At 65.5% G+C, this 14,454-nt stretch carries 15 protein-coding genes; 7 read left to right on the top strand and 8 right to left on the bottom strand.

The features are described 5' to 3' along the window. Positions 1–23: 23 nt before the first annotated feature. The 6 genes from AC57BR_RS11670 to AC57BR_RS11645 all read left to right on the top strand — a co-directional run bounded on the left by AC57BR_RS11670 (position 24) and on the right by AC57BR_RS11645 (position 4,936). A complete protein-coding gene (locus AC57BR_RS11670) occupies positions 24–992 on the top strand; it encodes a carbohydrate ABC transporter permease (RefSeq protein WP_496360657.1) in 969 nt (322 codons plus the stop codon). Beyond that, positions 989–1,918 carry a carbohydrate ABC transporter permease gene (locus AC57BR_RS11665; protein WP_496360656.1) on the top strand — a complete coding sequence of 310 codons (930 nt, stop codon included), beginning with the start codon at positions 989–991 and terminating at the stop codon, positions 1,916–1,918. The genes AC57BR_RS11670 and AC57BR_RS11665 overlap by 4 nt, the downstream gene beginning before the upstream one ends. A gap of 36 nt (positions 1,919–1,954) precedes the next feature. Further along, complete coding sequence (locus AC57BR_RS11660; RefSeq protein ID WP_496360655.1) at positions 1,955–3,016, top strand: NAD(P)-dependent alcohol dehydrogenase; 1,062 nt, start codon at positions 1,955–1,957, stop codon at positions 3,014–3,016. Between the two features lie 26 nt (positions 3,017–3,042). Beyond that, positions 3,043–4,509 carry a mannitol dehydrogenase family protein gene (locus tag AC57BR_RS11655; protein ID WP_496360654.1) on the top strand — a complete coding sequence of 489 codons (1,467 nt, stop codon included), beginning with the start codon at positions 3,043–3,045 and terminating at the stop codon, positions 4,507–4,509. A 150-nt stretch (positions 4,510–4,659) separates the two neighbouring features. Continuing rightward, on the top strand, positions 4,660–4,809 hold the full coding sequence (locus tag AC57BR_RS11650; protein ID WP_496360653.1) for a hypothetical protein: 150 nt from the start codon (positions 4,660–4,662) through the stop codon (positions 4,807–4,809). Continuing rightward, positions 4,772–4,936, top strand: a complete 165-nt coding sequence (locus tag AC57BR_RS11645) for a hypothetical protein (protein ID WP_496360652.1) — start codon at positions 4,772–4,774, stop codon at positions 4,934–4,936. The genes AC57BR_RS11650 and AC57BR_RS11645 overlap by 38 nt, the downstream gene beginning before the upstream one ends. Here the strand turns inward: AC57BR_RS11645 and AC57BR_RS11640 are convergent. The 7 genes from AC57BR_RS11640 to AC57BR_RS11610 form a co-directional block, all read right to left on the bottom strand. Next, positions 4,921–5,361: a type II toxin-antitoxin system VapC family toxin gene (locus tag AC57BR_RS11640; RefSeq protein WP_496360650.1), complete on the bottom strand. Its 441-nt coding sequence runs from the start codon at positions 5,359–5,361 to the stop codon at positions 4,921–4,923. The genes AC57BR_RS11645 and AC57BR_RS11640 overlap by 16 nt on opposite strands. Further along, the gene (locus AC57BR_RS11635; RefSeq protein ID WP_496360648.1) at positions 5,358–5,621 is read right to left on the bottom strand and encodes a type II toxin-antitoxin system Phd/YefM family antitoxin; all 264 of its coding nucleotides are present in this window, start codon (positions 5,619–5,621) and stop codon (positions 5,358–5,360) included. Before AC57BR_RS11635 ends, AC57BR_RS11640 begins: the two co-directional genes overlap by 4 nt. 78 nt (positions 5,622–5,699) lie before the next feature. Beyond that, positions 5,700–7,877 (bottom strand): amylo-alpha-1,6-glucosidase, encoded by a 2,178-nt coding sequence (locus tag AC57BR_RS11630; RefSeq protein WP_496360646.1) that lies wholly within the window; start codon positions 7,875–7,877, stop codon positions 5,700–5,702. A 210-nt stretch (positions 7,878–8,087) separates the two neighbouring features. Then, a complete protein-coding gene (locus tag AC57BR_RS11625) occupies positions 8,088–8,666 on the bottom strand; it encodes a hypothetical protein (protein ID WP_496360644.1) in 579 nt (192 codons plus the stop codon). Positions 8,667–8,668: 2 nt separating this feature from the next. Next, positions 8,669–9,382, bottom strand: a complete 714-nt coding sequence (locus AC57BR_RS11620; RefSeq protein ID WP_496360642.1) for a hypothetical protein — start codon at positions 9,380–9,382, stop codon at positions 8,669–8,671. 158 nt (positions 9,383–9,540) lie between these two features. Continuing rightward, positions 9,541–11,229 carry a multicopper oxidase family protein gene (locus tag AC57BR_RS11615; RefSeq protein ID WP_496360640.1) on the bottom strand — a complete coding sequence of 563 codons (1,689 nt, stop codon included), beginning with the start codon at positions 11,227–11,229 and terminating at the stop codon, positions 9,541–9,543. A gap of 284 nt (positions 11,230–11,513) precedes the next feature. Beyond that, positions 11,514–12,335 (bottom strand): SDR family oxidoreductase, encoded by an 822-nt coding sequence (locus tag AC57BR_RS11610; protein WP_496360638.1) that lies wholly within the window; start codon positions 12,333–12,335, stop codon positions 11,514–11,516. A gap of 124 nt (positions 12,336–12,459) precedes the next feature. Here AC57BR_RS11610 and AC57BR_RS11605 point away from each other — a divergent pair, with 124 nt between their 5' ends. Further along, positions 12,460–13,404, top strand: coding sequence for a helix-turn-helix transcriptional regulator (locus AC57BR_RS11605; RefSeq protein WP_496360636.1), 945 nt, complete (start codon positions 12,460–12,462; stop codon positions 13,402–13,404). Positions 13,405–13,435: 31 nt separating this feature from the next. Here AC57BR_RS11605 and AC57BR_RS11600 read toward each other — a convergent pair whose 3' ends face one another. Then, positions 13,436–14,422 carry an aldo/keto reductase gene (locus AC57BR_RS11600; protein WP_496360634.1) on the bottom strand — a complete coding sequence of 329 codons (987 nt, stop codon included), beginning with the start codon at positions 14,420–14,422 and terminating at the stop codon, positions 13,436–13,438. Positions 14,423–14,454 lie beyond the last annotated feature (32 nt).

Raw genomic sequence — 14,454 nt, 5'->3', positions numbered from 1 at the left:
CAACCGAACCGCAGGAGAACATTATGACTACCGCAACGGCGCGTATCTCCCGTCCGGGGCACAGCGCAGGCGCACCCTCACGCAACGCCCGGTCGCGGGAACGCGCCCTGGGCTGGGCGCGGCGCGCACCACTGCTGCCGGCCCTGATCTTCCTCATCATCGTCACCCAGCTTCCCTTCGTGGTCACGCTGATCATCTCGTTCCTGAACTGGAACAGCCTGAGCCCTGACAAGACCGCCTTCGCCGGCCTTGAGAACTACGTCACGGTCCTCACCGACCCCGATCTGCGCCAGGCCATCTTCACCACCGTCCTCCTCACGGTTTCCGTGGTCCTGGCCAGTCTGGTCATCGGTCTCGGCCTGGCCCTGCTGCTGGACAAGAAGTTCATCGGCCGCGGACTGGCCCGGACCCTGCTGATCGCCCCGTTCCTGGTGGTTCCCGTGGCCGCGGCCCTGATCTGGAAGCATGCCCTGCTCAACCCGACGTACGGGCTGATCAACGGCATCCTGACCTGGGCCTGGTCCCTGTTCGGCAGTGACGCCGCGCCCCAGCTGGACCTGCTGTCCCAGGCGCCGCTGATGGCCGTCATCGTCTCCCTGGTCTGGCAGTGGACCCCGTTCATGATGCTCATCCTGCTCGCCGGCCTGCAGTCCCGCCCGATGGATACCGTGGAGGCAGCGCAGATGGACGGCGCCACCCCCTGGGCTATCTTCCGGCACCTGACACTGCCGCACCTGCGCCAGTACATCGAACTCGGCGGCCTGCTCGGCGCGATCTACATCGTGCAGAACTTCGACTCCGTCTTCACCCTCACCGCCGGGGGACTGGGCACCGCCAACCTGCCCTACGCGATCTACCAGACGTTCTACTTCGCCAACGAATACGGTCTGGCCTCCGCGGCCGGCGTCGTGGTGGTCATCGGCACCATCGTCGTGGCGACCTTCGCCCTGCGCACCGTTTTCTCGCTCTTCAAGAAGGAAGCCGCACGATGAGCACCCTCACTGCACCCCAAAACACCCAGCCCGGCCCCGCCGCCCCGAACACCCGCAGTTCCCGCCGCGGTTTCGGAAGGTTCGGCGGCAAGACCCGGATGGACCCCACCCGGAACAACACCGCCGCCGGCATCGCGGCCTGGCTGCTGGCACTGCTCTTTGCCACACCCGTCCTGTGGATGATCCTGACCTCCTTCCACTCCGAAACTGACGCCGCCACCAACCCGCCGTCCATTGCCGCGGACCTCACCCTGGACGCCTACAGGGAATTCTTCGGCGCCACCTCAGGGGTCAGCCCGTGGCCGCCGCTGATCAACTCCGCCACCGCCTCAATCCTCTCCACCGTCCTGGTGCTGGCACTGGCCATCCCCGCGGCCTACGCCCTCTCCATCCGGCCCGTGAAGAAGTGGACCGACGTGATGTTCTTCTTCCTCTCCACCAAGATGATGCCCGTGGTCGCAGCGATCCTGCCGCTCTACCTCTTCGCCAGGACGGTGGGTGCGCTGGACAACATCTGGTTCCTGATCCTGATGTACACCTCCATGAACCTGCCCATCGCGGTCTGGATGATGCGTTCCTTCCTCGCCGAAGTGCCGGAGGAGATGCTCGAAGCAGCACAGATCGACGGCGCCAACCTCCTGCTCATCCTGCGCAAGATCATCGCCCCCGTGGCCATGCCCGGCATCGCCGCCACGGCCCTGATCTGCTTCATCTTCAGCTGGAACGAACTCCTCCTGGCCCGAGTCCTCACCGGCGTCGTCGCCGGCACCGCCCCGGTGTTCCTCACCGGCTTCGTCTCGGGGCAGGGACTCTTCCTCGCCAAGGTCTGCGCCGCCGCCGTCGTGATCTCCCTGCCGGTGCTGTTCGCCGGCTTCGCCGCGCAGGACAAACTCGTCCAGGGCCTCTCGCTCGGCGCCGTGAAATAGCCACCCCGCCACGTCACTCTTCCAAGGAATACTTCGATGACAACATCCACCACCCAGTCCGCCGCCCCCGGCCAAACAGGCTTGCCCGCCACGATGCGCGCCTCCATCCTGAAGCGCCAGGGCGACATGGCCCTGGAAACCCTGCCCATCCCCAGCCTCGGACCCGACCAGGTCCTGGTGCAGGTTGCCGCCGTCGGCGTCTGCGGCAGCGACGTCCACTACTACGAACACGGCCGGATCGGCGACTACGTGGTGGACCACCCGCTAATCCTCGGCCACGAACTCTCCGGCCGGATCGCCGCCGTCGGAACCGCAGTGGACCCGGCGCGCATCGGCCAGCGCGTCGCCGTCGAACCCCAGCGCCCCTGCCGCACCTGCAAACAGTGCAAAGCCGGACGGTACAACCTCTGTCCGGACATCGAGTTCTACGCCACACCGCCCATCGACGGTGCCTTCGCCGAATACGTCACCATCCAAAGCGACTTCGCCTACGACATTCCGGACAGCGTCAGCGACGAGGCAGCCGCGCTCATCGAGCCGCTCTCGGTCGGTCTTTGGGCCTGCGAACGTGCCGAAATCCGCCCCGGAAGCCGCGTCCTCATCGCAGGTGCCGGACCCATCGGCATCATCGCCGCCCAGGCCGCCCGCGCCTTCGGCGCCACCGAAATCTACATCAGCGACATCGCCGAGGACCGTCTGGCTTTCGCCCTGAAACACGGCGCCACCCACGCGCTGAACGCGAAGACAGACACTGTGGAAGGGCTCGACGTCGATGCCTTCATCGACGCTTCCGGCGCACCCCAGGCGGTGCGTTCCGGCATCAAAGCCGTGGGGCCGGCCGGACGGGTCATCCTCGTGGGGCTGGGGGCGGACGACGTCGAACTCCCCGTCTCGTACATTCAGAACCGCGAGATCTGGCTCTCCGGCGTCTTCCGCTACACCAACACCTGGCCGCTCGCCATCCAGCTGATTGCCGACGGCAAAGTGGATCTGGACGTCCTGGTCACCGGCAGGTTCACCCTCGCCGACTCCGAGGAAGCCCTCAAAGCCGGGAAACAGCCCGGCCAGCTCAAAGCCGTCGTCTACCCGGGCCGCTGACAGCCCGCTCGGAAAGGAACCATCACATGCTCACAGATGCAACACTCGGGGAACTCCCGGCGAACCTGGGCAAACCCTCCTACGACCGGTCAGCCCTGACGGCGGGAATCGTCCACTTCGGCGTCGGCGGCTTTCACCGCGCCCACCAGGCCATGTACCTGGACCAGCTGATGAACGCCGGCCTGGCACATGACTGGGCCATCTGCGGAGTGGGCGTCCTGCCCGGCGACGCACGCATGAAGCAGGTCATGGACCGGCAGGACTGCCTGTACACGCTGGTGGTGAAGAACCCCGACGGTACGCGGGAAGGCCGGGTGATCGGCTCGATCATCGAGTACCTCTTCGCCCCTGACAATCCCGAGGCCGTCATCGAAAAAATGGCGTCCGACGCCGTCCGGATCGTTTCGCTGACCGTCACCGAAGGCGGGTACAACTTCCACCACGTCACGGGAGACTTCGACGCCGACAACCCGGACGTGGTCCACGACCTCCAGCCGGGAGCCGCGCCGCGCACCACCTTCGGTCTGGTCACCGAAGCCTTGCACCGCCGTCGTGAACGGGGCCTGGACCCCTTCACCGTGATGTCCTGTGACAACGTCCAGGGCAACGGCGACGTGGCGCGGAAGATGTTCACCGCCTTCGCTGCGCTCAAGGACCCGGCGCTGGGCGCCTGGGTCGCCGCGAACGTGCCCTTCCCCAACAGCATGGTGGACCGCATCACTCCCGTCACCACCGACTCGGACCGCAAGGCCATCGCCCAGGAATTCGGGGTGGAGGACGGCTGGCCCGTGGTCTGCGAGCCGTTTGAACAGTGGGTGCTCGAGGACCACTTCAGCCTGGGACGCCCGCCCTTCGAAAAGGCCGGGGTGCAGCTTGTGGAGGACGTGGAGCCCTACGAGCTGATGAAGCTGCGGCTCCTCAACGCGAGCCACCAGGGCATGTGCTACTTCGGCCACCTCGCCGGCTACCGCTACGCACACGAGGTGGCGCAGGACCCGCTGTTCGCCCGGTTCCTGCTCGACTACATGAACGAGGAAGCAACCCCCACGCTGCAGCCGGTCCCCGGCATCGACCTGGAGACCTACAAGCGAACGCTCATCGAGCGGTTCTCCAACGAACACGTCCGCGACACCCTGGCCCGCCTCTGTGCCGAGAGCTCCGACCGGATCCCGAAGTGGCTCCTGCCCGTGGTCCGCATCAACCTCGAAAACGGGGGAGAGATTCAGCGGTCGGCGGCAATCGTGGCAAGCTGGGCCCGGTATGCCGAGGGAACGGACGAACAGGGCGAGCCGATTGAGGTGGTGGACCGGCTGAAGGACACCCTGATGGCCGCCGCCGCACGACAGCGCCAGGACCCGCTCTCCTTCATTTCAAACCGGGAAGTCTTCGGGGACCTCATCGACAACGAACGGTTTGTCGCGGCCTACTCCGAAGCGCTGGTAAGCCTGCACGATGGCGGAGCCAAGGAAACCCTTCGCGGACTGGAATCCTAGAAATCGCATGGGACGACGGCGGGGGAGTGCCGCCGTCGTTCTCCACCTTTTGCCGCCGCCGGTAAGACCTTCGCCGATCTTGCCTGAAACTTTCGCCGATCTTGCCGGAACAGGGCGACCATCAATTCATGGCTTGAAGGCGTGAACACCATGGCTGATGACAATGAAGTGCTGGACCGGGTTTCCCCGCGCAAACAGCAGGAAATCACCAACCAGGCGGCATTCCTTCGCTATCTGCTGGAGGGTGAAAATGCACAAGGGGGTGAGAATCTTGAACGACTACGTTCCCCGTCCTGCTGAACCGTATGACGCGCACTGGGTCATTAAGCACGACCTGGCGAACATCATCGCCAAATACACCGATAGGGGCGACCAGGAAACCGCCGCTGTCTACATGGAAGCACTTGCCCGTTACGACGGCGACTGAATTCGGAAACCAGAGGGCTTGGGTTCAAGGTGCGTTTTGCCAGGCGAAAAGGCCTTCAGCCCGGCATCGGTGGCTGCGGCGACCAATTCAGAGTCGTAGGCGGCCAGCGCATCCACTTGCAGCCGGATGGCGGTCGCAAGGTGGATCGCGTCGGCGCTGCGCAGCTTCCCTGACATCGCGGTCGCGTACATAAGGTCCGACCGGGTCAGGTCTACCAGGTTGATTCCGCTTAGAACCGTATTGATCAGCTCGGCCGGGAATCCGCGGCGTTTACCTGCGCAGTGGAGCTCCGTAGACAGGAGCATCGAAGCGACCAGCTGGTCACCGCGTTGAGCGGCTGTTGAAAGATATTCGGCCGCAGCGGTGGACTCCGTTTCCTCGACGACGAGTTTGAGGGCAGCGGATGTGTCCACGTAGATGATCAACGGTCGCCGCGCAGGTCCGACAGAATCTCCACGGCTCCGGCATCAGATTTGACGCGCCGGAGGACCTGGAAATCGACGGGACCGGAAGCTGGGCGGACATTCCCGGAGAGCAGCAGCCGTTCGAGAGGCGAAGCCGAAGGGGGAATCAGCGTGGCCGTCACTTCGCCGTTGTTGGTGACGTCGATGGTTTCGCCGTTCTTCACACGTTCGAGGATCTTGCTGCTCTGGTTACGGAGCTCACGGTGCGGGATAGTTGTCATGACTGCCTCCGTAGCAATCGTAGCAATCCGGAAGCCTGAAAGCGCCTCACCGGCCTCCAAGATCAACGCCGGGTTTCCTCACAGCGGTGGAACAGGCCGACGCCGATCACCCGCAAGGTTCGCTTTTTCCGCCAGATCAGACGCCCAGGGGCGGATTCCATGGTGGAAGAGCATGCCTTCGGGCAGTCCCTGGACGGTCGCGTCGGAACCGGAAATGTCGATGGTGATCCGGCTGTCGGCCATGGGGGCGTTGGTGATGTGCAGGTCGCCGTAGGATTCCGGGAGAACGGGGTCCATCCAGAGGCCGCCGCGGGCAACGTCGGCGTAGTAGCCCATCAGGCTCTTCACGAGCTGGATTGGCGTGGTGGCGGCCCAGGCCTGGGGTGAGCATGCCGTGGGGTAGGGGACGGGTTCGTCGAAGTGCTCCCGGCTGAAGCCGCAGAACAGTTCCGGCAGCCGGCCTTCCGAGTATTCGGCCGCTTCAAACAGGGCGGTGGAGATCCGCTGTGCCGGCTCGACGAGGCCGTAGCGCAGGAGGCCGGCCGCGATGATCGCATTGTCGTGGGGCCAGACTGATCCGTTGTGGTAGCTTGCGGGGTTGTAGGCGCCCATATTGCTGGCCAGGGTCCGCACGCCCCAGCCGCTGAACATTTCCGGGGACATGAGCCGTTCGGCCACCAGCGGGGCCTTGTCGGCATCGACGATGCCGAACAGCAGGCATTGCCCCATGTTCGAAGCACAGGCATCGACCGGCTGCTTGTGGCCGTCCAGGGCGACGGCATAGTAGCCGCGGTCGGGCAGCCAAAACTGCTCGTTGAACTGCCTTTTTAGCTGCGCCCCGCGCTCCCGGTACTCGGCCGACAAAGCCAGGTTGCCGGCGTCGTAGGCTATCCAGGACCGCGCCATGTACGCGCTGTAGACGTAGGCCTGCACCTCGCACAGCGCGATCGGGGGCTCGGCCAGCGTCCCGTCGGCAAAGTTGATGCCGTCCCACGAATCCTTCCAGCCCTGGTTGATCAACCCACTGTCGTTGAGCCGCTCGTACTCGACGAAGCCGTCCCCGTCCTTGTCGCCGTAGTCGCGGATCCAGTCCAACGCGCGGTCCACGTGCGGCAGCAGGGCCGAGGTGGTTTCGGCGGCGAATCCCCAGCGGCTGACTTCCCCGAACAGGGCCACAAACAGAGGCGTGGCATCGACGCTGCCGTAGTAGGCGGACTTTCCGCCCAGGGCCAGGCCGCTGGAGACATCGAGCCGGACCTCGTGCAGGATCTTCCCCGGTTCCTCCTCGCTCATCACATCCACCACGCTGCCCTGGCGCTCGGCGAGGGTCTGGATGGTGCCGAAGGCCAGGGACGGATCCACCGGCAGCGCCATCAGGGACGCCCACAGGGAGTCCCGGCCGAACAGCGCCATGAACCAGGGCGCGCCGGCGGCCACCACGATCCGGTCCGGGTGGTCGGGGTCCTCGATGCGGAGTGCACCCAGGTCGTCATAGCTGCGGCGAAGCGTCCGCTCGATGGAGCTGTTGCCCATCTTCAGGACGGGAATCTTGGACACCCACTCCTGCCGGCGGAGGTCGCGCGGAGACAGCCCGCCTTCGTCTGAACGAACAAAGGGCGCCGCGGGACCGGACATGTCTGCGGTGGGCACCGCGCTGACGGTGGCGCTCCATTCCCCATGCGGCGGGACAACGGCGTGGAACGTCAGGGCCTCCGGTGTGACGTCTGCGCCGCTGGCTGACACGACGACGCCCTTCCGGACGTTCTGCCAGACGGCCCGGATGGTCAGCGCGTCACCGTCCGCTTGGCGGGACTCGTCCCAGCGCCGCTGGATGCGGGCCTCCTTCACCTCGAAGAGGTCAGCGAAGTCTGCGTCGACTTTGAGGGAGACCACGCATTCGGCCGGTACCGTCGCGTAATTTCTGACGGTGATCTGCTCCAGGATTCCGGTGCCCACCTCGCGGAGACGTTCGACAATCAGCGGGCTGTCCGCGTGCCCGTCCGGGCGCGGGACGCGGCCGGCGAACAGGGCCCGAAACGGTTCCTTGGTGTTGGCAGCGAGGGCCTCCAATGGGGCTCCGTTAACGGTCAGATACCAGCCGGACAGGATGCGGGTGTCCTCAAAGAAAACACCATGTGGATACTCCGGGCTGATGTCGCCGTTTGCCCCGGAGATGCAGAATGATGAGCCCTCCACCAGGGTGACCGCGCCCGGCCCCGCCGAACCTGCAGCAGTGTCAGCATTCCATCCAGCCATCCCTGCTCCTTCAAAGGACCGACTTCAACGGCTCAGCGCCGCACAGCGCCGGGCGGATCCTCCGGCGGTCGCCTGCTCAAACCGACGCTACGCCTGCGCGCCGACCGTTACCAGTGGCACAGGCGGGCCGGCATGCCGAGTTTTTGTACAGATAATGGGCGTTCCGAGGGCTTTAGGAGCCATTATCTGTACAAAAACTCTCCCCCTGATCTACGACGCGGCCGAATTGAAGCCGGGGTCGGTCGTCGCGGTCTCCAGGAGCCGGTCGAAGCTGCGGATGCCGTAATCGGGCGGTGTGGCTGCGATGACAATCCGCGTCGTGGTGACTGCGTCCGTATTCGGCTTGGCATTCTGCTTCGGCTTCAGTGCGGGCTGCCGGACGGACTGCAGGTGCAGGCCTGACACCCCATTCACCAGCAGCGGGAGGCTCCCGCCGTCGACCAGAAGTGAGCGGAGCCCGTCCGGTGAGAGCTGGTTCGCCCGGTCCGCCGTCAGTTCAAGAATCACGTCATTGACGGTCCCGGTCAGCCGCTGCAGGAACGCGCGCTCGCTGGAATTCCTGCCCAGGATGGCCAGGACGGTAAACGCTGTGGCGAAGACCGCGACGAACAGCATCGTGGCGCCGACATCCCTCAGGGCAGGCGTGAAGGTCATCAGGAGCAGGCACAGGACGAAGCCGATGACGGAAAACCCTCCGAACATGGAGCCGGCGCCGTCGGCCGGCCTGCCGGTCCATTGCTTGGAGGTGAAGCTGCAGACTTCCCGGGACGCGGTTCGTGGATTTGGCATGATCAGTTCCCTTTCACTTCCAGCAGGGCCTCGGCCAGAACGATTGCTTCCCGTGCTTCGCGAAGACTTTCCCGAAGCCCCGGATCCGGGAAACCGAGCCCGATGCCGTCCGGGGAGACGGAAAGATCATCGGCCACTTTCCGGAGATTTTCGCGCTCCAGGGCGAGCATCCGGGACGAGGTCAGTTTGACTCTGCTCTTTTCCAGCTCGAACAGCGACGTGTTGATTTGGTCCCGGCGCGCCCGGAGCGATTGGCAGACTTCCAGGACGCGCTGCGTGCGGCTGGTGAACATCCGCTCCATCTTGACTGCGACGTCATGCAGTTCCCTCAGGGTGCTGTACCTCCGCGCCTCCCGGGTTCCGCTGTGCCGGGCCAGGAGCTGGCTGATGAGCGAGAGGCGCTGGCCCCACAACTCGAGCCCAGTCTGGTTCTGGGTGACGAGCAGTTCCGCAGCGCTCAGGGCCGCGGTCAGGGCATCCCGCCGCGGAGTGAGCTTGCCGGCCGCGGCGTCCAGCCGTGCGATGAATCCTGCATAGTTGTCGATCGCCGGCGCCGGACTTTCCTCCCTGCTCGCCACCCGCATGGTGGGCGGCGCAGGCGGCCCGTTGGCCGCCGTCGAACTTTCCTTCTCTGGTCCGATACGCGGAGGATTCGGTGGCTTTCGCGGCGGGACGGCGCGGGGTTCCGGTCCGGTGTCAGGTGCGCCGTCGCTCATGATCAGTCATCCCCATTCATGATCCGTCCAGGGCGGGTTGGCGCCGCCCGTGAACGAAGCAGGAGCACCCGCGCACCTGCCTGTGGATGCTCATTGTAAAGGGCGGGACTGACGTTGTCTGCGGCCTGGGTTTCGACGGGCTCAACCAGCGGCGCCCGTCACGTCCCCGGCGGGAAAAGTGGCCGGTACACCGGTGGAAAGGCGTTCGCGGGCAGGGTGTCACGCTTGGGCGGGTCGGCGGTGATGGGGTTGTTGATCCGCAGGTCACCCACCGCGTATTGAACCATCATGTCGTGGTCCTCGTGCACCAGGTTGTGGCAGTGGATCATGTACCGCCCGCCTTCCTGCGGGAGGGCGTCGAACTGCATCAGCGTGGTGATGGACTCGTTCTCACCGGCGTAAAAGACGTCCTTGGGGCCGAGCTCCCAGGCGAAGGGTTTGCCGCCGTTGGTGTTGCGGGCGATGATTTTGGCGTCGACCAGGTGGATGTGGACCGGGTGGAACCATCCGCCGGATTGGTTGGTGATGGTCCACTGCTCGACGGCGAAGGGTTGCGGATTGCCGAACAGCTTGGTGAACCCGGACCTTTCAATGTCGTCCCATCTGACCCCGTTGATGCTCCATTGGCCGTTCTCGCGCTCGAACCTGAGCTGTCTCTTCACCGTGGCCATCTGCGGGGTGAGGCTCATCGTGTCGAGCCCACCCCGGGACGCGGTGGGCGACCCGCCGTTGTCCAGCCTCGACGGGATCGAGGAGATGGACCCTGCCCCGGAGCCGGAATCGGCCACCACCTGGAAGCGCATGATCTTGTTCGTGTTGGCAAAGTCGATGTTGTTCTTGTTGCTGAGGTTGCGCAGGTCGACGGTCTGCCCGGGCTTGTACTTGCGGAAGTCGATCAGGATTTCGGTGCGCTCCGCAGTGCCCTGCCGCCACGAAGACACGGCCTGGACCACCGGCGTCATGCCGGCATCGGTGCCAACGATATAGACGGGTTCACCATTGGAGAGCGTGGGCCGGTAGGAGCGCGAGATCGATGCGTCGAGCACGCGGAAACGGTAAATGCGCGGCTTGACCTTCATGGTGGGCCAAGGCACCCCGTTCACCAGGATCACGTCACCCCAGAGCCCTTTTTCGCCGTTGTCGTTGTACCCGAGCGAGCCGTCCGCCTGGAACAGTGCGTCCGAAAGCATCAACGGCACGTCGAACTCCCCTTGCGGCAGCTGCGCCCGCTCAAAACGGTCCGATAGCGGGTAGAACCCTGCCAGTCCCGAATAAACGTTCTGGGCGGTGATGTGGTGCTTGTGGTCGTGGTACCAAAGCGTCCGCGACGTCTGCCTGTTGGGATAGTGGTAATTCTTGAAGAAGCCTGTCACGGTGATGTCGTTGGCATAGCCGTCGTACTGGGGGAGGGACGCCGAGCCGTGCAGGTGCGTGGAGGTGCTGAATGCCCCCGGCTGGACCAGGCCGGCCGCCGGGAATGCGTTGCGGATCCGCACCTCGATCCTGGTGCCCTGTTTGGCCCGGATGGTGGGGCCCGGGAAGATCCCGTTGTACCCGGCCAGGGTGGTGGTGAGGCCCGGCAGCATGCGGGCCTGTCCGAGTTTCTGGGTGAGAGCGTAGCGCTCGAAAGGCCGCCGCGGGTCGCCGCCGTCGAAGCCCCGCTGGAACGGAACGAGCTCCGGGGGACGCCGGAAGACACCCCTGAAGGGGACCGGCGTGTTCTGCGGTGCAAGCTGACTGCGGCTTATGGGTTCCGTGGTCGCCGCAGGCTCAGCGCCGCCGGCCAACACTCCGGTCAGGGCAGCGCCCACCGCACCCAGTTTCAGTACTTCCCTGCGAGACGTCATCGTCTCCTCCAGACATTGGGATCCTATGTATTCACATACAGCGGACCCGCGGCCGACAGCCGCGAGTCCGTTCTCCCCCTCGGAGCCGCAAAGACCTGGGATACAACGACGCCAGTGTCAGCCCGACGCGTTGGGAAAACCTTGCCGGCCCGGCCTGCGATTCAACCCAAATGGGGCGTTGACCGTTGGCGCAGCTGCATCCAGATCAGGATGCTGGGCGGGACGTGAACGACGACGGCGGAACCCGGCCTCCGTCTTCAGGCGTGGGGCAGCGCTGCCGTTCCTTAGAGCTGCCCGGCTCGCATCGCTGCGATGACCCCGCCGTCCATGAGGAGGTCAGAGCCGGTGATGAAGGCCCCTTCCGCGCCGAGGAGGAACGCTGCAGTGGCGGCGACTTCCGCTGGGGTGCCCATGCGCCCGGCGGCTGAGGTTCGGATCATGGTGCGGTAACCTTCGGCGAACGGTCCGGACATCTCGTCCTGGGCGAGGGGGGTCGAGATGATGCCCGGGCTCAGGGAGTTGATGCGTGCCCCGCGCTCACCCCAGGTGATGGCTGCTGCCTGGACGCGCAGGGCATTGCCTCGCTTCGCCAGTGTGTAGGCGGCGCCGGAGTCACCCACTGTATCGGCGGCGAGGAAGGGCAGGTCCAGCAGCTCTGCCGTGGGCGTGTAGGCCAGTGCGTGTTCGACGTCGCGGGGGTAGCCTTCGCCCATGTGGCCGGCCATGCTGGAGATAACGATGCCGGAGCCGCCCGGCGCGATGACCCGCCCGAATTCCTCGAGGACGTAGGCGGTGCCGAGAAGGTCAACGTGCAGCACCCGTTCAGTGGTTGCCTGGACCGGGGAGACCCCGGCGGCGAGAACGACGCGGGTGACGTCCCCCAAAGATGCGGCGGTGTCGGCCAGGGCGGCGACGGCGTCGTGGTTGGAAATGTCGATCGCGTGGCTGGCGACCTCGTAGCCTTCGCCGCGGAGCTGCACTGCGACGGCGTTCACGGTCTCCTCGCTGTAGTCAGCGAGCAGGACCTTCCTGCCAACGCCGGCGGTGCGGCCGATCGCTACACCGATGCTGCCCGAGCCGATGATGACTGCTACTTCTGCTGCCATGGGGGTTCCTCATTACTTTCGTTGGTTTGGGGGGTGGGTTGCGTTGGCACGGCGCTTTGCCGTCCCGCCGTCATCAAGTCAACCGCCGTCCAGGAGCCCGGGGTAGTGGCTGGTGTTCCATGTAATGGCAGTACCTCCCACCGGCCAGACGTTCGCGCGTACCGTGGACAGGGTGACGAACAACAGCGAAGTACGCGAGTTCCTGAAGTCGCGCCGTGCCCGGATCACCCCCGAGATGGCCGGCCTTCCGGTCTACGGCGGCCTCCGCCGCGTGCCCGGGCTCCGCCGCGAGGAAGTCGCCGCAGTGTCCGGGATGAGCATCGATTATTACAACAGGCTCGAGCGCGGAAACCTCACCGGCGTTTCCGACAGCATCCTCGAGTCCCTCGCCGGTGCCCTCAAACTCGACGACGCCGAACGCACCTACCTCTTCGACCTCGCCCGGGCGGCAAACCAGAAACGGCCCCGGCAACGCCGGCGCGGCCCGCAGACGCTCAATCCGGCCGTCCAGCATCTTCTCGACGGCATGACCGGCATCCCTGCCTTCGTTCAAAACGGGAGACTCGATGTCCTTGGCATGAACGACCTGGCCCGCGCGCTGTACCACCCGAACGGGGACGAGCCGGAGCGGCCCCGGAACTTCGCGCGCTTCGTCTTCCTGGACACCGGTTCCCGGGAGCAGGTGCCCGGTTGGGAATCAACGGCCCAGGACGTCGTCGCGATCCTTCGGCAGGAAGCGGCCCGCGACCCGCACAACCGCGATCTCACCGACCCCATCGGAGAGCTCTCCACCAGGAGCGAGGACTTCCGGACCATGTGGGCCGCACAAAACGTCCGGCTCCACCGCACCGGTGTGAAGCCCTTTCACCACCCCGTCGTCGGCGACTTCGAACTCACGTTCCAGGCAATGCAGCTCCCCGGTGACGAAGGCCTGACCCTGATCGCCTACAGCGCCGAACCCGGCACCCGGGGGCACGATGCACTGAATTTGCTGGCCACCTGGGCAGCGACGGCCCGCAGCGAAGCGGGCCTCAAGACGCCCGCCCCGGCTGCCCGCCGTCGCGCCTGAAAAGGCATGTGCGTACTGGCAAGAGGATCGGTCAGCGGTTGACGTATCCCAGGTGCTGGTCGTTGTAGCGGGCGCCCTGCACCCCGATCCGCTGCGCGAGCGCATCCAGGTCCGCGACCTCGTCCGCGGACAGGGCCACGGACGTGGCGCCGGTGTTCTCCTCGATCCTGGAGGTGCTCCGCGTGCCCGGAATCGGCACGATCCACGGCTGCTGCGCGAGCAGCCACGCCAGCGCGATCTGCGCGGGGGTGGCACCCTTGCTGCGGGCGAGGCCGGCCACATGCTCGACGAGTGCGGCGTTGGCGGAGCGGTTCTCCTGGCTGAACCGGGGGATCGTGGCGCGGACGTCGCCGGCGGAGAAGGCGGTGTCCGTGTTGACGGTGCCGGTGAGGAAGCCCTTGCCCAACGGGCTGAACGGCACAAATCCGATGCCCAGCTCGGCGAGCGTCGGGAGCACCTCCGCCTCGGGATCGCGGGTCCACAGGGAGTACTCGCTCTGGACCGCCGTCACCGGCTGGACCCCGTGCGCACGGCGGATGGTCCCTGCAGATGCTTCAGAGAGTCCGAAGTGCCGGACCTTGCCTTCCGCGATCAGCTCACCGACGGTGCCGGCGACATCCTCGATGGGAACGTTTGGGTCGACGCGGTGCTGGTAGAACAGGTCGATCACGTCGGTCCGGAGACGCTTCAGTGATGCGTCGGCGACGCGGCGGATCTGCTCGGGACGGCTGTCCAGGCCCACGCTCTTTCCGGCCTCAATGCGCCACCCGAACTTGGTGGCCACCTGTACCTGGTGGCGGATCGGCTCCAAGGCCTCGCCGACCAGCTCCTCGTTCACATATGGCCCGTACACCTCGGCGGTGTCGAAGAAAGTCACCCCGAGGTCGTAGGCGGAGCGGATCACAGCGATCATGTCATCGCGGCTGCCGGGGTTGGGTCCGTAGCTTTGCGAAATGCCCATGCAGCCCAGCCCGACCGCCGAAACGTTCAGGCCGTGTCCGAGGGTACGTGTGTGCATTGTTCGGTCTCCGTTGTGGTCGGTGCCCTGAT

The sequence above is a fragment of the Arthrobacter sp. BGA-UO-ETr-C19 genome, from assembly GCF_059568005.1.
The sequence above is the reverse complement of the archived record's forward strand: the minus strand, read 5'-3'. Positions and strand labels throughout refer to the sequence as shown.

What these genes read in the sequence shown, in the direction of transcription:
- AC57BR_RS11630 (WP_496360646.1), bottom strand. Translation starts at nt 7,877, where the DNA reads ATGGCTGGATGGAATGCTGACACTGCTGCAGGTTCGGCGGGGCCGGGC.
- AC57BR_RS11650 (WP_496360653.1), top strand. Translation starts at nt 4,660, where the DNA reads ATGGCTGATGACAATGAAGTGCTGGACCGGGTTTCCCCGCGCAAACAG.
- AC57BR_RS11625 (WP_496360644.1), bottom strand. Translation starts at nt 8,666, where the DNA reads ATGCCAAATCCACGAACCGCGTCCCGGGAAGTCTGCAGCTTCACCTCC.
- AC57BR_RS11665 (WP_496360656.1), top strand. Translation starts at nt 989, where the DNA reads ATGAGCACCCTCACTGCACCCCAAAACACCCAGCCCGGCCCCGCCGCC.
- AC57BR_RS11610 (WP_496360638.1), bottom strand. Translation starts at nt 12,335, where the DNA reads ATGGCAGCAGAAGTAGCAGTCATCATCGGCTCGGGCAGCATCGGTGTA.
- AC57BR_RS11615 (WP_496360640.1), bottom strand. Translation starts at nt 11,229, where the DNA reads ATGACGTCTCGCAGGGAAGTACTGAAACTGGGTGCGGTGGGCGCTGCC.
- AC57BR_RS11670 (WP_496360657.1), top strand. Translation starts at nt 24, where the DNA reads ATGACTACCGCAACGGCGCGTATCTCCCGTCCGGGGCACAGCGCAGGC.
- AC57BR_RS11620 (WP_496360642.1), bottom strand. Translation starts at nt 9,382, where the DNA reads ATGAGCGACGGCGCACCTGACACCGGACCGGAACCCCGCGCCGTCCCG.
- AC57BR_RS11655 (WP_496360654.1), top strand. Translation starts at nt 3,043, where the DNA reads ATGCTCACAGATGCAACACTCGGGGAACTCCCGGCGAACCTGGGCAAA.
- AC57BR_RS11660 (WP_496360655.1), top strand. Translation starts at nt 1,955, where the DNA reads ATGACAACATCCACCACCCAGTCCGCCGCCCCCGGCCAAACAGGCTTG.
- AC57BR_RS11635 (WP_496360648.1), bottom strand. Translation starts at nt 5,621, where the DNA reads ATGACAACTATCCCGCACCGTGAGCTCCGTAACCAGAGCAGCAAGATC.
- AC57BR_RS11600 (WP_496360634.1), bottom strand. Translation starts at nt 14,422, where the DNA reads ATGCACACACGTACCCTCGGACACGGCCTGAACGTTTCGGCGGTCGGG.
- AC57BR_RS11605 (WP_496360636.1), top strand. Translation starts at nt 12,460, where the DNA reads ATGGCAGTACCTCCCACCGGCCAGACGTTCGCGCGTACCGTGGACAGG.